Source organism: Pseudovibrio japonicus (assembly GCF_014651595.1).
GTDB lineage: Bacteria > Pseudomonadota > Alphaproteobacteria > Rhizobiales > Stappiaceae > Pseudovibrio > Pseudovibrio japonicus.
Map to the genome: position 1 here is coordinate 620,224 of NZ_BMXE01000003.1, position 22,749 is coordinate 642,972.

Below are 22,749 nucleotides of genomic sequence, written 5' to 3' on the forward strand. Positions count from 1 at the left end.
GGAGTGTATCTGAAATGGCTTTGCCAGATATTTTGAAAAATAAGCTACGTCTGCCTGTCGTTGGCAGTCCTTTGTTTATCATCAGTAACCCGGAGCTTGTGATTGCACAGTGTAAGGCTGGGGTTGTTGGTTCCTTTCCGGCGCTGAATGCACGGCCAAAGGAGAAGCTGGAAGAATGGCTGATCCAGATTACCGAGGAGCTTGCTGCTTATGATGCGGCAAATCCTGATAAGCCGTCTGCTCCGTTTGCGGTCAACCAGATTGTGCATCGCTCCAATGATCGTTTGCAGCATGATGTTGAGCTTTGCGTCAAGTACAAGGTGCCGATTGTGATCACCTCTCTTGGGGCGCGTCCTGAGGTGTTTGATGCAGTTCACTCCTATGGCGGTATCGTGCTGCATGACATCATCAACAACACCCATGCCCGCAAAGCGATTGAAAAGGGCGCCGATGGCCTGATTGCTGTCGCTGCCGGTGCTGGTGGCCATGCGGGCACCACTTCACCGTTCGCGCTGATTCAGGAGATCCGTGAGTGGTTTGACGGGCCGCTGCTGCTTTCCGGCTCCATTGCCTCTGGTCAGGCGGTTCTGGCCTCTCAGGTTATGGGGGCAGATCTGGCCTATATCGGGTCTGCGTTTATTGCGACCGAGGAAGCCAATGCGCAACAAGCCTATAAGCAGATGATCGTGGACAGCGGCGCTGAAGACATTGTCTACTCCAACCTGTTTACCGGTGTGCATGGCAACTACCTGAAGCCATCCATTGAAAATGCAGGTATGGACCCGAACAATCTGGCTGAAGGCAATCTGAAGACCATGGACTTTAACAGTGGTGCCGATAAGCCAAAGAGCTGGAAAGAGATCTGGGGCTGTGGTCAGGGCATTGGTGCTGTGAAGTCCATTGGTACTGCCGGTGATCTTGTTGCGCGTCTTTCTGATGAATATGCCGCCGCTCAAAGAGCTGTTGCTGGCAATGTACCATCATTGGAAGCTGCTGAATAAGCTGCCTTTTGGGGCGCGGTGTGCGCTTCCTAGGGTTTCTGACGGTCTGAATGAGACCTACCAGACCGCCGGGTGTTTGCCTGGCGGTCTTTTCTTTCACAGAGAGTCGGCTTTTTCGTCCTTATGAGTGTCCTGCCATGAATAGGTTTTGGTGGGGCCAACAAAAAGGGAAGAAAAATGCGTATGTTTTGGTGTCTGGGCCTTATGTTGGCCGGTACTTTTATGACAGCTTCAGAAGGCTATGCTCAGGGAAGCTCTAATCAAGTTTCTCCTCCGGTGACGCAGTATTGTAATCGCGGCTCAGCGGTTTATGCGGACGGGTCCACGACAGATGGCCCTTTGCCGATGATCAAGTGTGGTCAGACCTCGATGACTTACCAGCGCAGCAACACCAGCTTTTCGTTGTCTGTGGTGCGTAACGGAAGACTTTCGGTCAGTAATGCAAATGCTGTCTGTCGTAGTGCAAAAGCTGAAGGAGCGGATGCGATTGTGAGCAGCATCAGGTCTCTTTGCAACTCTACACTGTGGCCATCTTCTTGCTCTTCTTGTGATTGATAGTAAGATATATCAGTTGTAGTATTGATTGCTGGGCGCTTAAAGTAATCAATACTACTTATCATCTTGAGTTAATCTCACTGTATTGCTCGTAGTACTCAGTATTACACTTTTATTGGCGTCGTGACTTCCGATAGTTAGATATGAGAAACTCTGTTGCATGAAAGTGGTAGAAGTCTTGCGTTATATTGCTAGACTCGGGCAACTTGTGAAAGTTGATTTCAAAAAGACCATTAAACAAAATCAACGAGAATGGCTTAGGTCACATGCAACGAGAGCATTGGGGAAGTCGCGTCGGCTTCATTCTGGCTGCTGCAGGTTCAGCAGTCGGGTTAGGTAATATCTGGAAATTTCCATATTTGGTTGGTGCAGAAGGCGGCGGGGTTTTCCTCGTGGTCTATGTTGCGTTTTTGATTGCAATTGGTTTTTGCGTCATGATCGCGGAGATCGCACTGGGTCGTCATGCTCAGGCCAACCCGTTCGGCGCATTCAAGCGTGTGGGCGGCAAGCGCTGGTCGATCTTCGGGCTTCTGGCAGTCCTAACAGCGTTCACTATTCTCTCCTTCTACTCAATTGTTGGCGGCTGGACGATCGCGTATGTGGTGAAGACCATCACCGGTGGCTTCTCTGGCTTCTCCGGGGCAGAGTTCGAGGGTCGTTTTGGTGAGTTGGTTACAAGCCCGATTGAGCCAATTGTGTATCATGCTGTGTTTATGGCAATCGGTGTGCTGATCGTGATCAACGGTATTACGAGCGGTATTGAACGAGCCGCCAAGATCATGATGCCTTTGTTGTTCATCCTTCTGGCGCTGCTGGTTGTGCGTTCCCTGACGCTCGATGGGGCAATGGCTGGCGTTCGCTACTTCCTGGTTCCTGACTGGTCGCATCTGGATGCAGATATGGTTGCCGCTGCACTGGGGCAGGCGTTCTTCTCGCTGTCTCTGGGTATGGGCGCGCTGATCACCTATGGTTCTTATCTGGATGAAAAAGAGAGCATTCCAAATGCTGCAGGTTGGGTTGTTTCCCTTGACCTGTTGGTTGCTATTCTGGCTGGCTTCCTGATCCTTCCTGCAGTGTTTGCATTCAACATGGACCCGGCTGCGGGACCTGGGCTGACCTTTATTACGTTGCCAGCGATCTTTGCTGAGCTGCCATTTGGTATCGTTGTTCAGTTGTGCTTCTTCTTGCTGTTGTTCGTGGCGGCGATCACCTCGGCAATCTCTTTGCTGCAGGTTGTGGTTTCGTTTGTTGGCGAGGAGTTCAACGTTTGCCGTCAATGGACGACAGTCTGGGTTGGTATTGCGATCTTCCTGTTCGGCGTACCAAGTTCTTTGGCGCTGGGTGTTTGGGGAGACGTTACTTTCTTTGACATGAACATCTTCGACCTGCTTGGCTACATCTCCGATACCTTCTTCCTGCCAATTGGTGCTATTGCGACCTGTCTGGTTGCTGGTTGGGTGAGCTATGACCAGTTTGTTGCGGAAGTGACCAATGAAGGTGAGCGTCCATTTGCCTATCTGACAGCATGGAAGTGGATGTGCCGTGTGATTGCACCACTTGCTATCCTCTGGGTGATGTACGACGCAGTCTTTGGAGCCTAAGGTTTCACTCAAAAATAATGAAAAGGCCATCGGTTCCGGTGGCCTTTTTTTACGCTGTTTTGCAGTTGATCTGGTTTGACTTTTTCTTGTCCGGATGAGGGGAGAGTATAGAAGCTGCGGGTGAAGTCTTGTCACCCGAGACGGACTTGATAAGGAATAGAGTTATGTTGCGACAGCTGAAGCGCTACTGGGTGGTCTCCATGAATACCAGATTGCCGCGAGCGATGGCTTGTCTAAGCGAAGAAAAGCAAGTCAGATATCGGCATGTAAGGGAGAGATGGCCTGAGGCGTAAGGCTGGTCCTGAAACAAAATGGAACTGTGAAGCACCGTTTTGACGGTGCTTTTTTGTGACTGAAATGTGTTGGATGGGGGCTTGGGCGGTGCCTGCGACAAAAAAACTTGTGGGCTGCATATAAGGACAGGAAATTGCGCTGCTATATCCTGAATAATTCAAAAAATGGTGTGATCAGCCAAATTGTATTGATAGTTTGAAATAATTACCCCTAATGGTGCGAAATGTGAGTTCATGTGACTAGTTTTTAGATTCATGCGCCAATTGTGCTCGTGAAAATTACCTATTTTTTGAGGTAGGTATAAACACCTGTGACAATCTGTCAGGTCAACAAGGCTAAAAATTTCATCAAAACAGCCTCAACAACGATTTCATTTCAAGCGTTCGCGTTTGATTGAAACAAACCATCACATGTTGATCGGCAAATAATAAGAATGAAACGTGAGCAATGGGGAAGCCGCTTCGGCTTCATTATGGCTGCTGCAGGATCTGCAGTTGGCCTAGGTAATATCTGGAAATTTCCTTATCTGGCGGGGACACAGGGCGGCGGCGCTTTTCTGGTGGTCTATCTTGTCATCATGGCGACGATTGGTGCAGGCCTGATCATGGCGGAAATCGGGATTGGCCGTGCTGCCAAGAGAAACCCTGTAGGGGCTTTCCGCCTGCTGGGTAACAACATCTGGTCCAGTACCGGGGTGCTGGGCGTGATCACCGGGTTCATGATCCTGTCGTTCTACTCTGTCGTTGGCGGCTGGACGATTGCCTATCTGGTGAAGAGTATTGCAGGTACGGTGGAATCTGCGCGACCTGAACTGCTGGAGGCGCAGTTTGGCGGGTTGGTCTCTGCTGTCTGGGAGCCGATCCTTTATCATGGCGCGTTCATGGTGCTGACCATGGGCATCGTTATTGCTGGTGTGGCCGAGGGCATTGAGCGTTCCGTGAAGGTGCTGATGCCCCTGCTGTTCATTCTTCTGATGGTTCTGGTGGTTCGTAGTGTTACTCTGGATGGTGCCTGGGAAGGCATCGAGTTCTTCCTTGTGCCTGACTGGTCTCAGCTGGATGGTGAAATGGTGCGCGCTGCGCTGGGTCAGGCGTTCTTCAGTCTGTCGCTGGGTATGGGCGCGATGATCACCTACGGCTCTTATCTGGATAAGGGCGCGAATATTCCGAACGCATCCCTCTGGGTGGTCTTCCTGGCCGCAATGGTTGGTGTGCTGGGTGGTCTTCTGGTTCTGCCTGCCGTGTTTGCCTTTGGCATGGATCCAGGCGCGGGACCGGGCCTGACCTTCATCACGCTGCCAGCTGTGTTTGGTGAGATGATGGGTGGTTACATCTTCCAGATCATCTTCTTCGCCATGCTGCTTATTGCGGCGCTGACCTCTTCCATCTCCCTCCTGGCAATTCCAGTTGCTTTCTTTGCAGAAGAGTATGGCATTGAGCGCAAATGGTCCGCCGTTGTGGTGAGTATCGTGATCTTCATGATCGGTGTGCCTTGTTCTCTGGCACTGGGTGTCTGGGGTGAATACAAGTTGTTTGGCATGAACTTCTTCGATCTGATGGTCTATGCAGTTGACAACTACACCTTGCCGATTGGCGGCATTCTGACCGCGCTGTTTGCTGGTTGGGTCGTGCTTGAGAGGCTTGGCTCTGAGCTGAACAATGACGGTTCCATTAGCTTCAAGTGGATGGGTGCTTTCACCTGGATCATGCGGATCGTAGCTCCGCTGGCAGTTGTCTGGGTGATGCTGAGCGGTCTGCTGGGTTAACACCTCAGGTAGCTTAGACATTGAAACCAAAAACACCCCGATCAGAAATGGTCGGGGTGTTTTTTGTTGAAGGGTTGGTGAAGAGGTTCTAGTGCATGCCGTTTCTATGGTGCGCGCGGGTATGTTCTTTGTGGTTGTGCATCTTGTTGTGATGGTGGCCGTTGTCTGAGTGGCCCTTGCCTGCGCGGTGTTTTTGCGGGTGCTTGTGGCCTTCAGGATCGCCGCCATGCTGGGTCGCCGGATGACTTTTGCGGCCGCGCTCATATTCCAAATGGTCCTTGTTGTGCTTGTGCACGCGTCCGTCGCCGTAGCGGCGGGCCATTTTCTCTTGTGTATGGGCTGATGTGAGTTGTTGTTTTTCTGTCATCGGTTCCCCCGCTGTATGATTGCGGTTTCGGTTCTAACGGCTTGCGCTTCCCGCTTTTGCTTGATCGGACGTTAGTTCAGATAGCGGGATCTGAAGGTGTTCAGCGCGTCCATAAGGGTTTCCTGCTCATCCAGATGCCGGTTTGTTTCCGCCTCATGGAGGTCCAGCTGAGGGCTCTCTTCGGTCATGCGGAGATGGTCTGCAGAGTTCTCCCGTAGTTCGTCTAGAATATGCTCAAGGACCTGAAGGCGCTCTTTGAGCGTATGCTGGCTGCTGTGCTCCAGATAGTCTTTCAACTTGACCAGTTCTGCCTGCAAAATGGCGTTGTCTTTTATTTCCGAGCGATGCGTACTCATAATCCCTTCAAGAGCATTGACGTCTTCACTAGCAGTGGGGTTCTTTTGGCTCATTGCGGATCTCCTCGTTCTTGGGGGAGCGTACCTACCTGTTTCTGGCATTGTTTAATTATGATCTAGTCATAAAACGGGTTGATTGACCTTGCCTAATGGAAAAGAGGTAAGCTGGCCCCTAAACTCGAAATGATAGTTCTATGAGAATTTTCAAGGCTGGTGATTGCTTGCGCTAATGTGGTTGCAAGGCTTGTTTTTGTTGGTGTTTCCTTAACCATCTCTCCAACCGACCTTGCGTCCATTTTCACGCTGACGCAGCGTTCTCGTCATTCCTCATATGGCGCTTTTAAGCAGTTATCGTGAGGATTTTGGCGTGAAAAACACAATAAAAGCAGATGAGCTTGATCCGGAAACTCTGGAGTTTGGTCTTCTTGTTGGCCTGCTTCTTCCTGCAGGCAAAGACCCGGCAGAATACAAACTCAATAAAGACTGGCTGAAAGACCCGGTTGCCCAATTGCGCAAGCATTTGAAGAAGATCAACAAGGATCTGAACAATTGCCTGAAGGATGCTTTGCACGCTGTGAAATCAGCTGATGCTGCCGTCGCTTCAGATGCTGGGAATGAGCTTGGCAAGTGGAACCCGTTGCTCTTCCCAGCCCTTGGGTTTGGCGGCCATGTGGCGGATCTGGGCGAAGTACCTGCAATTGACTGGCTCTCGCTAATTTCAAACGGCGGCGACGTTCCAGAGACGATTGATCATTGGATCCAGAAAATCGCCGGTAACAGCAAACTGCTAAAAGCCTGGGGCGCGGCGCTTGTTGGTCTGATCAGTGGTCAGGTCCATTACCCAACAGGCAAGGGAACGCCCGATGATCCCTACCTCTATGCCATCGCAGAAGTGGGCTCGATGGGAACCTTGTATATGTCGCTGGCAGGGAAAAAGGAGAAGGACGGAACGTTCGTTCTTGTCCCAGGCCTGTCGTTCGACAGTGACGCGGTTGGTCTGGACCCGAAAAAGCAAGGGGCTGATGGGACAGGACGTCCTTAAGCCCTGATCTACCTGAGACCAGAAAAGCAAAAAGCCTCCCGAGGGAGGCTTTGAAATTCTCTTGTGAAATCAAGAGGAAGAGTGGTGCCGGCAGCAGGGATCGAACCCGCGACCCCCTGATTACAAGTTTGATTTTTATGGATATTTTAAGATTCACTGAAGTTCCCTAAGGTTCAAATTATGAGGTAAATCAGCTCACTAATAGATATCCTCATTCCTTAGTATTCTTCTCTTTTCCTTTTGGCGTGCTTACTATGTGATTACTGGAGAGACTTCTAGTAAGCACGGAGCACTGAATGGCACGTATCTCGAAGCAAGTCGTCGATCAAGCTCAGCCGCAAAGCAAAGACGCATATGTGTGGGATGAAGAACTCAAGGGTTTTGGTCTTAAAATCACTCCAACCGGGCATAAGGTTTATCTTATCCAGTATCGTATTGGTGGACGCGCTGGAAGGACACGCCGCTACACAATTGGACGTCATGGCAAGATTACACCCGATGCGGCAAGGAAGGAAGCTAAAAGGCTTCTGGGCGAGGCGTTGTCTGGGAATGACCCATCGACAAGAAAGGATGAAAAGCGCGGTGCCAAGAGCCTCTACGAGCTCATAGAGACATTTCTGGAAGAACACGCAGAGGCCAAGCTTAAGCCTGTTACTGCGCTTGAATACCGACGTTCATTTGATTTGCATGTGAAAACCAGACTTTACAATGTTCCGGTTGAGGAGATTACCCGTGCTGATGTTACGCGCATGCACCATGCCATGAGGGCGAAGCCCTATCAGGCAAATCGGACATTGGCTTTTCTCTCAAAATTCTTCAATTGGTGCGAGAAATATGGATATCGCCCGGACGGTTCGAACCCATGCAGGCACGTTGAGAAGTTCAAGGAGTATCGACGTGAGCGCTTTTTATCTGCCGAGGAGCTGGGAGCCCTCAGTGAGGCGATACGTGTAGCTGAAACAGAGGGGTTTGTTAGCAAGAAAGGCAATCTCTGGAAGCCCAGTGTGTTTGCAGTTGCAGCGGTTCGACTACTCATCATGACGGGGGCGCGCCTCTCGGAGATCCTAACGCTCAAGTGGGAGTATATCGACTTCAAAAAAGCGCAGGCTCACCTTCCAGATTCAAAGACAGGTGCAAAGACGCTTTACTTAAATGCTCCAGCCTTGGCATTGCTAAATGATCTCCCTGAACTGGAAGGTAATCCATATGTGATTTGTGGAGATAAGCCAGGTACGCACATCGTGAACTTGCAAAAGGCGTGGCGCAAGATACGGGCTGAGGCTGGTTTAGAGGATGTGCGTATTCACGACCTACGACATAGCTTTGCTTCTGTGGCTGCTGGTTCTGGAATGTCTTTGCCGATGATAGGAAAACTTTTGGGACATTCTCAACCAGCAACAACAGCGCGCTATGCGCACCTTGCTTCAGATCCTATGCAGCAAGCCAGTGAAGCCATCGCAAAGGCTATTAATGGTGCAATGAACGATAGGGAAATAAGTAATGCACAGAAAAAAAGTTAGTCTAAATTGGTCATTTTTTTGATTAACTTGTCAAAATTTTTATCATAAGGCAAAATCAGTCCATTTTATTGAACTTCGCCTTCTGCGATGGTTTTTCCTGATCGATTTTCTACTTGATGGCTGTTGGTTTCCTAGTCAACACTAATGAGCACTTGAATAGATAGTAACTCTCTGAGGTGTTCTTAATGACTAAAGTGTCTTTATTGACCGCACAGGATGCAGCAAAATATCTCACCCTATCTCCATCGACATTGGCGAAGATGCGACTTACCGGTGCTTCGCCAAAATTTATCAAGTTAGGGCGACGTGTAGCATACCGTATTGAAGACCTTGATCTTTGGGTTGAAAAGAAAATGCGGTCGTCGACATCAGAGTGACTGTAATAACTCATTTTGCCACAAGGCAAAACTTCATTCACAACCTGCTGTAAAATTGGTGTCACGGTTCAGTAGTTGCCGGCTAGCGTATTCTGCTTTCGGCTACTCATGGTGTCATTGTCGATGAACAGATTTTAATCTCAGCACTAAAAGAGAGTGGTCGGTTTTATGACGGCAGCGCTCTCGGCATGCATAGCATGTTTGGTTGTACTGTGGGGCACCGCGAACAACAACCCTGGCTCGAAAGCTCCGAGGGGTGCGGTCGCTGATTACCTGATCAGTGTTAAAGTAGGGAGTAACCGTCTGGTGCAGGTTTCGTCCAGCGGCTCCGAAGTGGCGGTCTGGCTCCGACAGACAAGATCACGGAGGAGAAGAGACGCACCTCTTTTGTGGGGCTTGCGCTCTTTCTCCTCGTAACGGATCTTCACCAACAGACAAATCAAATACACTAGACAAATACTTTAAGGATCTCTTTGGTTGAGTCTCTCGTATGTGACAGACTCTGAGAGAGTTGGTGCCTAACGTGCGAGGTGTAATTGCGATGCGGGAACTTGTGACCAAAGAGTATTTAGAACAGTCTCTGTGGATATATGGGAAACGGCTTACCTTGCGACTTACAGTCTGTTTTACTCTCTGTCTTGGCTGTTATTTCCTGTTTGCGAAATGGCTGTTTTAGAAGACGTGCTTTCATAGAAACACATGCTGATGCCTTCTGAAGGCTGATAAAGCCCACTCCCACCTGATGTTTTGAAATTAGTTGCTGAAGCTACTCTTGCCGACCTTAGAGATGCGATGGATGAGCAATTGCTAGTTGGGCACAAAAAAGCAGCAGAAATCTTGGGAACAGATCCTGAAATCCTGGCTACAGCAGGAGATCTTGGGCAGATCAAGTTCAAGATCAAAGGCAAGCGCCGGTTTTACTCGCTGCTGTTTCTCTTTGAATATCTCGTAACACCAGCATTGGAGGGCGCTGAGGGATCTTGGACACCAAGAACACTAAAGAGCAGTTTGCGGAGCAAAGAACGCCTGACGCCATCCAATGGGGTGGTTGCTAACTCTTTTGCTGGGCAACTCCGCCCTCCTAAAGGGAAGAGAAGAAAATAAGAACGAGATCTCGTATTTGCTGTGTTCGCTTACCTTTGACTTCGTCTTATTAAATCAACCCTCAAGTGGACTGGAACTCTAATAGCACAAGACTGCTGAACGGCAGGTGAGGCCGTTTCCCATTTTGAGGTTCATTTCCCATTTCTCTGTTTTCGAAAGAATGCCGCAACCTCGAGAATATCATTTCTTTCAAAACATTGAGGCTATTGCAGCTGATCTCGTTCCGTCCAAACTTCGGAATCGGAAATCCAATTTTTCTTTTCCAAAAAACGTTTAAATACTGCGCTGCGGCTGCCCCGCGGTGGCCACCCGTTCAGAAGGAACCTATAGGGGGGGAGCAAGATCCCGCGAACTGATAAATCCTTGTCTTGGTGTACATGAAGTGGTGTGTAACTTGAAAACTCCAATACAACGCACCCATTCGGGTGACCGTGCTGCTTACCATTTTTATCTGCTGAAAAGACGCTTATGGCGGGTCTGACTGAGCTTGCAAAACCTGTGCGGTAGTTTCCTTTGGCGCCATGGTGCATTACTTGGAAAACACCAGCATTTGATATTCGCTGTTTTGCTCTAAAGAACTTCATGAAATGGTCCACGCGCCCTTTCTCTTTCAGGTGGCCATCGCCAGTATAGAAAACTCCTGTGCGGTTCTCAAAAGGGAGGAGCTTTTGGTGTTCTTCTGGTTGTGAAGCCTTTACCTCCCTGCGAGCGCGCGATGAATATGAATACAAGAACGGGTTACCAATGAGCGGAGCTGCATACAGCATTAAGGAAATTCGATTTCGTTGAGGTGCAGAGCGACCAAACTCCTTGTCATAGCGTTTCTTAATTATGTCCAAAGCCCGTTCACGGTGTTGATTGAGAGTTTTGGGGTTGATTAGATATCGAACCAACAGAGAAATACGCTTTACGAATTTCGAGCTTATCTTCTTACGCTTCTTCAAATTGTATGGCGGGAAATAAGGGATAAACTCCCAGAAAGTTTCATAGGTAAATACGGAGTTGGGCTCGGAGAAGAGTGCCCCAAGACTGAGTTGTCTGTTTATGTCTTTTTGGTTTTCCTCTCCCCAATCCGTCTCAAAACGTGTTTCCTCTGGAAGTCTTCTCAGGTTTAAGGGAGTGCCATCGTCAGGGCTGTCACTACTCGTTTGAGGAACAAAAACGACTTGTATTCCTTCCTCGCCAGCAACGGCTTTAATAAACCCAACAGGGTTGAGGAGGAAACTAGCGGTCCTTATGCTCACTGATGTAGAGTTGGTGAGCATGAGCTGTATCCTTTCGATGAAAGGAATATACGGGAGAAATATTGTTTTTACTTGGAAAGCTCGCAGCAGCTCAACAATGCCGTTTATGTGATCTTCGTCGAAATGCGATATGACAAGCAAATCTATAGGTGGTTTTTCTGTGGCTGTAGTCGTTTTAAAGAATGAACGAAAATTCTTGATCTCCCGCTTCACAGTTTCGATGCTTGTGCTTGAACCGCAATCATACACCCAAGTGAAAACTGGGGTTTCCGTTCTCTCGTCAAAAATTTGACCTGATGAGAATAAGCCTTGCCCCACCGGATGAAAGCGATACTCAAATTGAATTTGTTGCACTAGTTTTGCTCTTGAAAATGTTATTTATTGAATGGAGTTCTTGAGGCTTCAGCAAAGGTCTCTTGATTACTACTTCACGCTCTTCCATCCACTCCCTTCAACAGATCAAAAACGACATTCGCGAATGACTCTTCCTTTTTGGGGTTACTCAAGAGCTCCAACTTATTGCTTTCGTGAATATCGCCGCTCTCAATAATCGCTTCCGTTAGTGCACTTAGAAAATCTCCAAGCATTGCTTGTTCCCGAGAATTCGCTTCGACTTGCTTCATTACTCTTGCATTTTCACGAACTTTGTCTTTCACGGTGTTTGCATAATTTAAGCGATCCTGATCAGATAAGCCCTCCCTATCAAACACCTCATTCAGGCGGATAATGATCTGCGAGAGAAACTCCTCTTGCTTGTCCTTGGATTTGCCCGTACCGAGGTCGCTGGCAGGCTTCAGTCCCTCAGCTCCGTTTTTCTCAAGGGTCAGGTCTTGTTGTCTCAGCTTGGATAGGCGGTAGTGACTCAGCTCCACATTGCTAAGGTCAATCTGATCATCCTCACCAGCGTTCTCTTTCAGGAGCGGTTTCAGGTGACGTGCGAAGAGACTCAGTTTCTCAAGCTCTTCACTGTCATACTCGATGATCTGAGAGATGAATTCATAGAAGCGAACAAACGAGCCGAGGTCTTTCTTGAAGATCGCAAGGCCGTCCTTCTCCGTCTTGCACTCTTTGAAGGTCTTTTCCGCGTTGGCAATCAAAACCGCGTCACCGGTCTTCTTAGCTCGTTCAAACACATCATGAGCACTTGCATAAGCACTCACGGCTGACTGATAGCGACTGGTCCAGCGTTCCACGGCTGGCTTGCAGATGTTGGAGAGGGCGGCGTTGCTCTTGTTCTTTTGGTAGAAGGCCTGGGCAAACTGCTCAACCTCGTTCCACTGGAAGATGCCGCTGCTCCGCAGCTTCTCGAAAATTTCAAAGACCAAATCGGGGTCGGAAACACCCGTCAGAGTCGCTGTCTGGTAATACTCTTGGAAGGCGATGCGCACGTCTTCCGGTTCGTTGAAGAAATCGAGAACAAAGGTGCCGGACACCGCTTTGCCTGGATAGGTGCGGTTGAGGCGTGAGAGAGTCTGTACGCACTCCACGCCTGCCAGTTTTTTATCCACGTACATGGCGCAGAGTTTGGGTTGATCAAAGCCAGTCTGAAACTTGTTGGCCACGATCATGACCTGATAGTCATCACTCGCGAACGCCTTGCGCATGTCCCGGCCCTTCAGGTCGGGGTTCATGTTGGCCTCTGTAAACTTTTCACCAATCAGGCCAGCGCTGTTTGGGTCATTATCGGAGAACTGCACCTCGCCGGAGAAAGCAACCATCGCCTGAATTTTGTCGTAGCGCTTTTCCTTGATGTACTTATCGAAGGCTATCTTGTAGCGCACAGCTTCTTTCCGAGAGCTGGTCACAACCATTGCTTTGGCTTGTCCACCCAGCAGGCCCATTACGTTGGCTTTGAAGTGCTCTACAATCACCTGCACCTTCTGCGAGATGTTGTAATCGTGCAGGCGCACCCACTGGCCTAGCTTCACCTTGGCTTTCTTGCTTTCTACCTCATCATCACTGCCTTGCGCTTTAAGGGCCAGTTGATAAGCAGCTTCATAGCTGGTGTAGTTCTTCAGTACGTCCAGAATGAAGCCTTCCTCGATGGCCTGACGCATGGAGTAGATGTGGTAGGCAAGCGGCTTGTTTTTCTTGGAGGGCACTTCATCAGGTTTTGGCAGACGTCCAAACAGCTCCAGAGTCTTTGACTTGGGCGTGGCGGTAAAGGCGAGGTAGCTGAGGTTTGCAGAGGCTCTGCGGGCTGCGATGGTGGCTTCCAGCATGTCATCAGCGGAAAGGTCCTCACCATCCTCGTTCCCCTCTTTCATCAGCACTTCACGCATCTGGCGTGCGGTGCTGCCTGTCTGCGAGGAGTGGGCCTCATCTGCAATGATTGCGTATCGCCGCTCTTTAAGGCTGGTGCTGTTCTCGATAGCATCCAGCACATAAGGGAAGGTTTGGATGGTGACGATGATAATCGGCTGTGAGGCCTCCAGTGCCTTCGCCAGCTTCTCGGACTTTGAGCCATCCCCCTCAGAACGGTTGATCCGCCCCACAACACCGTCCACATGCTCAAATTGATAGATGGTGTCTTGCAGCTGGGCATCCAGAACGGTCCTATCTGTGACGATAATGACAGAGTGGAACTGCTTGTCTCCGTCATCTGTATAGAGAGAGGAGAGCTGGTGGGCTGTCCATGCAATGGAGTTGGATTTGCCAGAGCCTGCGCTGTGCTGGATCAGGTATTTGTTTCCAGCGCCTTCTGTTTTGGCTGCGGAAATGAGTTTGCCCACGACATCCCATTGATGGTAGCGGGGAAAGATCATGGTTTCTTTCTTGGTCTTCTTGCCCTGCCAGTCTTCCTTCTCCTCGATTTGCAGGTGCATGAAGCGGGCGAGGATGTTCAGTATGTTGTCCGGCTGCAAAACCTCGCGCCACAGATAGGCGGTGGCGTATTCCTGCTTGTTCTCCGGCACGTCATTACCAGCGCCGCCCTCCTTGGTGCCCTTGTTGAAGGGCAGGAAGAAAGTGTTGCTGCCTGCCAGCTTGGTGGTCATGTAGACCTCGTACTGACTCACGGCAAAATGGACTAGTGCGCCGCGCTTGAAGGTGAGCAGCGGTTCGGCCTTGTTGGTGGCAGGGTCTTTGGGCAGACGATCCTGCTTGTATTGCTTGATGGCGTTTTCGACTGCCTGCTTGAACTCTGATTTAAGCTCCAGAGTTGCCACAGGGAGGCCGTTGACGAAGAGGACAAGATCTATACGCCAGCGCTTGGATTGCGTGCCAGTGGCCTCCAGATGCTCAGCAGAGGTGTATGGGCTGTAGACCACCTCTGGCACCACCCGCAAACGGTTCTTGCCATAGCGCTCCAAAGTGGCCGGGTTCAGGTCATGCTCTGGTTTGAACTGGCACAGAGAAAAGCGGGCGTTGCGGTCTTTGATGCCGTGGCGCAGAACACCAAGCGTGCCGAAGGTGCGCAGCTGCTTATCCGCCGCCCTTGGGTCCGCCTTGGCAAGCTGGCTGGCAATGCGCTCCAGGAATTTTTTGTCCGTGTCATTGGGGTAGTTTTTGGCAAACTTCTGCCAGTCTGCGTCTTGAGTCTCTTTCACAAAGCCGAGCAGGTCTTCTTCATAAAGCGCCAGTTCTCGATTATACCCAGCAGCAGAGCCAACCAGCCAGCCGCCCTCCTGTAACTGGGTGATAATATCGTCCTGAAAAATGCGTTCTTTGGTGGTCTCTGCTGCAATGCTCATGAATAAGTATTCCGATAAATCAATAAATTATGCGAGTTCAGGATCGGCGGTTTCAGCCAGTTGCTCGGCTTCCCATTGCTTGTAGGTTTTGTTGGTGCCTTCAAGTTTCCACTCAATTGTTCCATTGCTGGAGCGTCCAGTAACAATTGCGGATGCGGCGCTTGGGCTAGAAAAGGCGTAGTCGGTTGTCAGGAGACCGTGCTCCCCCCTTTTCTGAATAACATCGGTTTTGTCTAGCTGTTCTCGAAGTGCGGTATAACTATGGGTGTTCGGCCCTCTCCACTCGCCGCGAACTACAGAGCCAGCCTCGAGTATGAACTCACCACTTTCCAGTCGTGCTGTGGCTTTGATGCCGCGCTTCGGCATCTGCAAAAGAAAACGAGGAGTTTCAGCGTTCATACCATTGCTAGAAGACACTGGTTTGGGTGGCTGGCTAACAGCCTCAGCCGTCGCAGTACCCCGCTTACTCTCGACAAACAGGTCAATCCCCAATGCGGGCAGGATCATGTAGAGGTTGTCCAGAAAGCCTTCCATGTTGGCGGCAATGGCTTCACTCACCTGCGGCATTTGTGGGACCTGTGCGTTCTCTAAGCTGATCCGTCCCACAGAAACAGCTCGGGCGTAGCTTTGTGCCTCCAGATAGCGCACATGGGCTTTGTTCAGCTTGTTGTCGGCGGTGGTGACGAACACGGCTTTTGTCCACCAGTCCCGCTGACTGTCGTGGTTGCGGATGCGTTTGCCGATGTCCTCTGTCTCACCAATGTAGGAGAGGGGCTCGCCGTCCTTCTCGCCTAGCAGAATGTAAATGCCCGTGTAGCTTGCCTCTGTACGCTCCAGAGCCTGCTTGATTTGTGTGCGCGGAACAAGCAGCACATGCCCTGTCCAGTTGAACAGCTCCGCCACCAAAAGGCCGTCTGGGCGGCCATCAACAAAAAACAGTTCCAGTGATCGGCCCTTCATGCGCCCCTTACCTCCCCGAGTGCCTCATGCAGATGCTTGCGTTAAACTTGCAGATTCCTCTTTAGGTTGAAAGGTATCCTTTGGCGGTACCCATTCACGTACATCTATCTTTCCCGTGACTGCTGCTGAAATAAGGGCCGTGCGGCGTTCTTTGAGGAGGTAAATGGCAGATTGAGCGTTTTGTTTGAGTGCTTCAAAAGTCGTATTCTTTCGCGAAACAAAAGCGAAGATCGCTTTGCGTTCTTGTGCTGGAGGAAAAACGATTGGTGTTTCCTTGATGTTGCTCGAAGAAATAGAAGCAAGGTTAGTGCTTTGCTTAGACACTCGGAAAAAGTGGAACTTCGCATAGGCGGTTTGGGTGATTAGGTTTAGCCATTCTGAATCTTCAAAATCAGTGCGAATAGCAAAAACATGGTTCTGATGAATGCAGCGCTCGATTTGCCCGTTCCAAACTGCACCTCTCCCAAGCTTGTCGTTGTCACCCCCTTCATTCATCAAAACGTCCCCTGTGCGCAATGAGAACCTTTCGAGTTGGCTCGGTTCAATTTGAATGGTGTGTACGTCGCGCAAATCTAGGAAGCCGTCTTGGACGTTCGCGACGCGTAGCATTGGTACTGAAATGTGAGGCTTTCCCGATAGATCTTGCCCTTTGGGTATACCAGAGCGAACCTGTGCGACCTGCTTCAACCGCTTCACCTCCCAATGCTTCGGTACATCGCCGAGCCAGTCGACGCCGGAGGGGCGGAGGGGGGCGTCTGGGTTGAGGCCTTTGGTGACGGCGTGAGAGATCACCGCCTGCCGCTTTTCTTCCAGCAACCCAATAAGCCGCTCCTGCCTCTCAATCAGCCGATCAATCTTCGCAGTCTCAAAATCAAGAAACTTGGCGATTTGGGTTTGTTCTGGGAGTGGGGGAAGTGAAACTCGTAAGTTCTCAATCACCTTCATGCCAATGTTCTGTTGAGTACCAAAACTCCAATTCAGACGGATTGCCTCCTGAAACTGAGCTGACCTGATGTAGTGTAAAACATAACGCGGGCTAACTGATTGCTTGGAGCGTATCGCAGCGAGAGGTGACCAGATATTGAATACTTGGTCTGTCTCTACCATCGCGGAAACACCAGTAGTTGCTCCAGATTTCACCAGAAAAATATCGCCATATTGCGGAGCGTACTTTCGAGAGTATCTCTCGTTGTCTTCATGTGAAATGTGGGCCCGTATTCTTAAAAAGTCGATTATGCCGGTGGATACAGCTTCGGCTGAAACAAAGGGAACTCCGTCATCCACAAACTTAGGTGTTTCGTGAGGGCCATCAGTAACTGGTGTTTCAACAAGGTATTTAATGGGAAGCGCTTCCCACCCACTCGGAATCTCCCCAAGCCACTCAACACCACTATGCTTGTACTCCAGGTATGCCTTGTATCTACCAGCCATCAGGAGTGGACCTCCTGAAGCAGCTGCATAATCTCTGCGCTCACCGCATCCAGCTCAGCGTCGATCTCCTTCAGCGCCCGTGGTGGTTGGTACACATAGAAGTGCCGGTTGAAGGGGATCTCGTAACCAACGATTCCGACCTCACCGTCTCGCTCGTCCTTCTTGCTGGCATCAATCCACGCTTCTGGCACATGAGGCAGCACCTCGCGGGCGAAGTAGTCCTCGTTCACCTCGTTGACAGCGCGGGCCGGGTCCAGCGGTACATTCTCATTATCGCGCAGGTCCCCATCCGGTTTGTACTCCACCGTCTGTCCGTTCACAGCAAACAGCCCATAGGTCGGGTTGGCGTCTGTGCCCTTGTGCACCTTCTTGACCACAGGGGCCGCCTGCGGGTTCTTCCAGCTCACAGCGGCGGTCAGCTGCTTCTTGCCAGCGGTCTCCAGCTTAACCCCACTCTGCTTCTGTGCGGCCTTTAGAACGCCGTCAAAGGCGTTCATATCGTCATGCTGCTCAGTTCCAATCACCGCTTGCAGCGCCTTGGCACTCAGTAGAAGCGTTTTCTGCCCTGTCCATGTCTCTTGCTTCAGCACGTCCTTGATGTGCTTTTCCTTTAGCTCCGTAAAGCTGGCCTTGATATGAGCACGTATCTCCGCCTCATGGTCTCTAAGGTCACCATAGAGTGGGCAGTCAGGATCATCTGACCAGTCCTTGCTATAGGTCTCATAGACCCATTGCATGACAGCACCCAGCGGCTTGGGTGCAAAGCGCAGGGTGTCTATACGTTCATCAGAGAACTGGAAGGACTCCCGCAAAGGCCGCTCAATGGTCAGACGGCGATAGCCGAACTCGTGGGACTCAAATATCTTGGAGGCAAAGGTTTTTGGTTTAGCCTTCTTACCGTTTTCGGATTTGCGCCCCCGCGTGCTGGCTGGCTCCTCTGGCTTATCAAGCTCACGAGCGTCCACCACCTCGAACCCACCAAAGCAGCGGGTGATGGTGCGGATGTCATTGTCGCTCATCTGGTTGCGCTTGGAGCCAAGAGACTTGCGCATCTTGGAATAAAGGTTTGCCCCGTTGATGAGCTGCACCTTGCCTCTTCGTTCTGCGGTCTTCTTGTTGCTCAGCACCCACACATAAGTCGCAATGCCAGTGTTGTAGAACATATCCGTCGGCAGCGCGATGATGGCTTCCAGCAGATCAGCTTCCAGGATGTAGCGGCGGATCTCACTCTCACCCGAACCAGCCCCACCGGTAAACAGCGGCGAGCCATTGAGAATGATCCCGATGCGTCCACCGCCTTGGCCGTCTGCTTCTTTGTCCCGCATCTTGGAGATGAGGTGCATGAGGAAGAGCAGAGACCCATCTGACACACGCGGCAGGCCGGGACCAAAGCGCCCGTCATGGCCTTTCAGAGTGTGTTCGTCCTTCACCGCTTGTTCAATCTTCTTCCAATCCACACCAAAAGGTGGATTGGAAAGCATGTAGTCAAACTTATCGGCGTAAAGCTGATCCTGACTCAGGGTGTTGCCAAGCTTGATGCGAGAAACATCTTGCCCCTTGATCATCATATCAGCTTTACAGATGGCATAGCTCTCCGGGTTCAACTCCTGCCCATAGGCCCGCATGACAGCATCCGGATTTAGCTCGTGCACATACTCCATACCAGAGGACAAAAAGCCACCCGTTCCTGCTGTGGGATCGTAGATGGTGCGGATAATACCTTGCTTGGTCAGAGCGTCATCATCCTCCATAAACACCAGAGAGGTGGTGAGGCGCACGATGTCGCGCGGGGTGAAGTGCTCACCGGCAGTCTCGTTGGAACCTTCCGCAAAGCGCCGGATCAGCTCTTCAAAAACCAACCCCATTTCATGGTTGGAGATCTTCGCTGGGCTCAGATCCGCCTCACGCACCCGCTGCACGATCTTGTAGAGCAGGTTGGCCTCTGCCAGCTGGGCAATGAACTCAGCAAACTTGAAGTGCTCGAAGATTTCGCGGGCGTCCCTGGAAAAGCCTTGGATGTAGCTTTCCAGATTGTCCTTAATGCCAGCTTCGCCCAGTTTGGACAGGTCCATCTTGGATGTGTTGTAAAAGCTGTTGTTTGCTTTGCTGAGAAGAATTCTCTCCCGCGCTTCTTCCGGCATGTCCTGTGTCAAGGTGCCTTCAGCCTTTGCCAGAAACTCTGCCTTGGTCGGCTCCAGAACGCATTCTAAGCGCCGTAGAAGTGTGAATGGCAGAATGACACGGCCATACTGACTCTGCTTGAAATCACCTCTCAGTAAGTCTGCCAGAGACCAGATGAAAGAGGCCAGGTTATCTGAGTTTTGAGACATGGGAGCATTCCAAATTTGCAGCAGGGCTCTGCCGGAACCGTATGAACTGAATAACTGAAGGCGAGGGTATTGCATGCATTCGACTGCACCAAGAAGAAAGGCGCGGTTATGCAATGCAATATCAGGGTGCTAGCTGTCTTCCAGTTTTTGGCTCTCGGTTTCGATGGCGGTAACAATTTTATCAGTTAGCGCTTCGATAATCTTAGCTCCACTCTCGCCAATGGCACTGCCAATTGTTGGAGATGCCGTGACGATCATGACACTGCAACCCAGAGTGAATGCACCTAGCACCATTTTTCGAGTTCCGGTTTGAATGGTGACGATGACCAAGTCTGATATCGCTTTGATATCGTCGACAGATGCATTTTTTAAACTACCATAATAGGCGATACCGTATTGCTCATTTATCGCATTTGATAATGTTGGCAAAACTGTCTCTGCATCTTCTGGGTTCAGCCAGTCTTCGGTTAAGGCTTGAAGCCAATCCTCCCCGACTACCAATCTTCGAATATTTGCTGGTAGCTCCAAGTTTTGTACCGCTGTTGCAAAATCTGCACTAAGGGAATTTCTGTTACTGTACTCCCAGAGCGGTACAGCAATACTCTCAAGTGTGATTTTCTCGGTCCTCTTAGTCGAGCTGACATAAGAAATAGGAACTGAGGATTTTATAAATTGGCGCGTACTGAGCGGATTTGTCTCTTCAGCTTTTCTATCGGAGGGATTCAGTGAACTCGCAAGATTGGTTCTTTGTGTTGCGTTTCCGGGTTCGTGATCTTCTTCACGCTCGACGGAGTTGATGTAGCGCTTAATGCTCAGATCATATTCATTTTCTTCGACCTCATCCAATGTTGCGAGGTGGGCAAAGTGCTCTATCTCTTTCCTTGCTTCATACGCATTGACAATCTCTTGAATGTTATTTGCGCCCAGTGTTTTCTTTCGAGATACGCTAACAAATTCGTTTGCGGCGTCGATAAACAGCAGATTCCTATCAGACTTGTTCTTCTTGAAGATTAGAATGGCGGTAGGGATCGCAGTGTTCTGATGCAAGTTGGAAGGTAGCCCAATTATTGCTTCCAGGAGGTTTTCTTTGATAAGGGCTTTTCGGATTTTCTGTTCAACGCGGCTGCGAAATAAAACTCCGTGTGGAACGACAACTGCCATTCTGCCAGTGTCTTCCTTAAGCGTTTCGACCATGTGGGAAATAAAGGCGAAATTAGAATAGTTTTTTGGAGGTAAGCCGCGGTGGAAACGATCGAATTGATCGAATTGAACCTGATCTGAGCCCCAGTTTGGCATGCTCCACGGAGGGTTGGAGATCACAACATCGAATTTCCGCAATTGGTCACGTGCTTCAAGCAGCATCGGAAGGCGAATGGTGTCGCCCCATGCGACCTGAAAATCTGTTTCGCGGTGGAGAAGCATGTTAATGTTGGCGATCACGAACGCTAAGTGATCTATTTCCTGGCCAAATAAGGAATAGCTGCTTTTGTCAGCTTTTGACCTAATTTCCTGACCACAACGAAGGAGTAAAGAACCTGTACCGCATGCTGGATCGCAAATAGTGTCTTGGGGAAGCGGTTTAATTAGTTTTGCAATTAGGCTGGAAACGCTTTCAGATGTGAAGTGGTCACCAAGATTGCTGTAAGACAGTTTTGCTATTCGAGAGATTAGGTATTGAGAAACACGGCCTGCAGCATTCCTATTTGCTCCCCTTGATAGACGAAAATCTAGAACCCCACCTCCAAAGATTCCCAACAAATTCGTAAGAAGCCTCTCTCGTTCTTGAGGTGGGCCAAGTTTGTTAGAGCAGAACGATATCTCTTTGAATATGCCTGCCAAGGTATGATTGTTTGCATCGGTTATGAAGAAAAGTGCGCGATCAATACGTTCTCCATTGCCAGGAGTGAAACGTTCCGCGAAGAGCGACTCGAAATTTGCTTCATCAGGTACGATGATATGACCGTATAACATACGAGCATCTTCAGGATCTAATTCATGATCGTGTCGCTGTTGCATTTCATCTATATGCTCTTGCCATAAATCAGAAGAGTGCTTGAGAAAAAGCATGGAGAGTATGAGATCAATGCAATTTGATAGTGGCATTTGACCTCTGAACATTTCACAAGCTCTCCAAGCTTCTGAGTTCATATGCTCTTGTGTGTTCACTGTGATCGACATCAGAGAATTCCAATTAGGAAGGAAAGGCAATTGATTGCAGCTTAATCGGTCACATTGTAAGGGGGAAGGTTCTATGTTCTGGGGAATTCTAGGAACGTAGACGTACCCACAGCCAAATGGGTGAACTAGACGCTGTTGTCGCCGAATATTACTATGGTTCGTCTTGTCTCTGGGTGATTACTGAAGCTAGAAAAACAATATGAAGTGTAGGGCCGGTAGCAGAAATCTAAACTGTACCTCCAGATTATAAGCACATGAGGACTGGAGCTATTAGGGTCAACACGACTTATGCAGCAGCGCAACGGTTGTTTTGAGTTATTGTTGCCTAAGTCGAAGGCTCTTCATGTTGGAACGTACGTATCGAAGAAAAGCGTCCTAACTTAATATCCAGATTTCCTAGCTACTTTTGATAATCAACCAAAATATAATAATACAAAATCATAAAAATAATTAAATTTTGATGTGCCTCAAAGTTAGGCCTTTAGGCCATTTGTCAGATGCACCCATATATTTCCCTGCTTGTATAGGTTAGAGAATTTCATCATCGACAGCTCTAACAAGCTTCCTTATCGTTACAGATGATTAATTGCATAAACTTTTAATTGTATTGCGTGAATTATGCACCCATAGTCCGGCCCGATTATTTGTTGTCATACTGAGGCCGCTATGTCTGACCAACCATCAGCAAACACATCCAACACTTCTCCCGTTTTCGCCTCTTCTGAGGTTATTTCCTCTGTCGCGCATGTTGTTGATGGTTATGGAGGTGATGGTGACGGGTATGGCTCCAGCATTGCGCTGAATGGGTCTGGCACGGTTGTTGTCGGGGCTCCTAGGGATAGCGAAGGCAACGTGTATGCCGGTGGTTCTGTTGTGGTTCGCCAGCCAGATGGATTTGGGGGCGTCATAGAACTCAAGCTGACAGCTCCTGA

At 49.8% G+C, this 22,749-nt stretch carries 17 protein-coding genes; 8 read left to right on the forward strand and 9 right to left on the reverse strand.

Annotated elements, in window-relative coordinates; all coding sequences use genetic code 11:
* Positions 1-14 precede the first annotated feature (14 nt).
* Positions 15-1,001, forward strand: coding sequence for an NAD(P)H-dependent flavin oxidoreductase (locus IE076_RS11360; RefSeq protein WP_189436872.1), 987 nt, complete (start codon positions 15-17; stop codon positions 999-1,001).
* A 374-nt stretch (positions 1,002-1,375) separates the two neighbouring features.
* Here IE076_RS11360 and IE076_RS11365 read toward each other — a convergent pair whose 3' ends face one another.
* Positions 1,376-1,621, reverse strand: coding sequence for a hypothetical protein (locus IE076_RS11365; RefSeq protein WP_189436873.1), 246 nt, complete (start codon positions 1,619-1,621; stop codon positions 1,376-1,378).
* 201 nt (positions 1,622-1,822) lie between these two features.
* Between IE076_RS11365 and IE076_RS11370 the strand changes: the two genes are divergently transcribed.
* The gene (locus tag IE076_RS11370; protein WP_189436874.1) at positions 1,823-3,157 is read left to right on the forward strand and encodes a sodium-dependent transporter; all 1,335 of its coding nucleotides are present in this window, start codon (positions 1,823-1,825) and stop codon (positions 3,155-3,157) included.
* A 727-nt stretch (positions 3,158-3,884) separates the two neighbouring features.
* The gene (locus IE076_RS11375) at positions 3,885-5,216 is read left to right on the forward strand and encodes a sodium-dependent transporter (RefSeq protein WP_189436875.1); all 1,332 of its coding nucleotides are present in this window, start codon (positions 3,885-3,887) and stop codon (positions 5,214-5,216) included.
* Between the two features lie 88 nt (positions 5,217-5,304).
* On the opposite strand, the gene IE076_RS11380 is transcribed toward IE076_RS11375, so the two are convergent.
* Together IE076_RS11380 and IE076_RS11385 are read right to left on the reverse strand one after the other, a co-directional pair.
* Positions 5,305-5,583 carry a hypothetical protein gene (locus IE076_RS11380; RefSeq protein WP_189436876.1) on the reverse strand — a complete coding sequence of 93 codons (279 nt, stop codon included), beginning with the start codon at positions 5,581-5,583 and terminating at the stop codon, positions 5,305-5,307.
* A gap of 71 nt (positions 5,584-5,654) precedes the next feature.
* A complete protein-coding gene (locus IE076_RS11385; RefSeq protein WP_189436877.1) occupies positions 5,655-5,993 on the reverse strand; it encodes a hypothetical protein in 339 nt (112 codons plus the stop codon).
* Between the two features lie 313 nt (positions 5,994-6,306).
* Between IE076_RS11385 and IE076_RS11390 the strand changes: the two genes are divergently transcribed.
* The 4 genes from IE076_RS11390 to IE076_RS11405 all read left to right on the forward strand — a co-directional run bounded on the left by IE076_RS11390 (position 6,307) and on the right by IE076_RS11405 (position 9,982).
* Positions 6,307-6,981 carry a hypothetical protein gene (locus tag IE076_RS11390; RefSeq protein ID WP_189436878.1) on the forward strand — a complete coding sequence of 225 codons (675 nt, stop codon included), beginning with the start codon at positions 6,307-6,309 and terminating at the stop codon, positions 6,979-6,981.
* 296 nt (positions 6,982-7,277) lie between these two features.
* On the forward strand, positions 7,278-8,501 hold the full coding sequence (locus IE076_RS11395; protein ID WP_189436879.1) for a site-specific integrase: 1,224 nt from the start codon (positions 7,278-7,280) through the stop codon (positions 8,499-8,501).
* A 185-nt stretch (positions 8,502-8,686) separates the two neighbouring features.
* Positions 8,687-8,878: a helix-turn-helix transcriptional regulator gene (locus tag IE076_RS22995; RefSeq protein WP_189436880.1), complete on the forward strand. Its 192-nt coding sequence runs from the start codon at positions 8,687-8,689 to the stop codon at positions 8,876-8,878.
* Positions 8,879-9,670: 792 nt separating this feature from the next.
* Positions 9,671-9,982 (forward strand): hypothetical protein, encoded by a 312-nt coding sequence (locus IE076_RS11405; protein WP_189436881.1) that lies wholly within the window; start codon positions 9,671-9,673, stop codon positions 9,980-9,982.
* 203 nt (positions 9,983-10,185) lie between these two features.
* On the opposite strand, the gene IE076_RS11410 is transcribed toward IE076_RS11405, so the two are convergent.
* From IE076_RS11410 to IE076_RS11435, 6 genes are all read right to left on the reverse strand, one after another.
* Positions 10,186-11,580 (reverse strand): ComEC/Rec2 family competence protein, encoded by a 1,395-nt coding sequence (locus tag IE076_RS11410; RefSeq protein ID WP_189436882.1) that lies wholly within the window; start codon positions 11,578-11,580, stop codon positions 10,186-10,188.
* A 74-nt stretch (positions 11,581-11,654) separates the two neighbouring features.
* Positions 11,655-14,918, reverse strand: a complete 3,264-nt coding sequence (locus tag IE076_RS11415) for a type I restriction endonuclease subunit R (RefSeq protein WP_189436883.1) — start codon at positions 14,916-14,918, stop codon at positions 11,655-11,657.
* A 27-nt stretch (positions 14,919-14,945) separates the two neighbouring features.
* Positions 14,946-15,878 (reverse strand): GIY-YIG nuclease family protein, encoded by a 933-nt coding sequence (locus IE076_RS11420; protein ID WP_189436884.1) that lies wholly within the window; start codon positions 15,876-15,878, stop codon positions 14,946-14,948.
* 24 nt (positions 15,879-15,902) lie between these two features.
* Positions 15,903-17,309 carry a restriction endonuclease subunit S gene (locus IE076_RS11425; RefSeq protein ID WP_189436885.1) on the reverse strand — a complete coding sequence of 469 codons (1,407 nt, stop codon included), beginning with the start codon at positions 17,307-17,309 and terminating at the stop codon, positions 15,903-15,905.
* Positions 17,309-19,639, reverse strand: a complete 2,331-nt coding sequence (locus IE076_RS11430) for a type I restriction-modification system subunit M (protein ID WP_189436886.1) — start codon at positions 19,637-19,639, stop codon at positions 17,309-17,311. The genes IE076_RS11425 and IE076_RS11430 overlap by 1 nt, the downstream gene beginning before the upstream one ends.
* 129 nt (positions 19,640-19,768) lie before the next feature.
* Positions 19,769-21,817, reverse strand: a complete 2,049-nt coding sequence (locus IE076_RS11435) for an N-6 DNA methylase (RefSeq protein ID WP_189436887.1) — start codon at positions 21,815-21,817, stop codon at positions 19,769-19,771.
* A 666-nt stretch (positions 21,818-22,483) separates the two neighbouring features.
* Here IE076_RS11435 and IE076_RS11440 point away from each other — a divergent pair.
* On the forward strand, positions 22,484-22,749 hold a 266-nt coding region (locus IE076_RS11440), incomplete at its 3' end, for a hypothetical protein (RefSeq protein ID WP_189436888.1).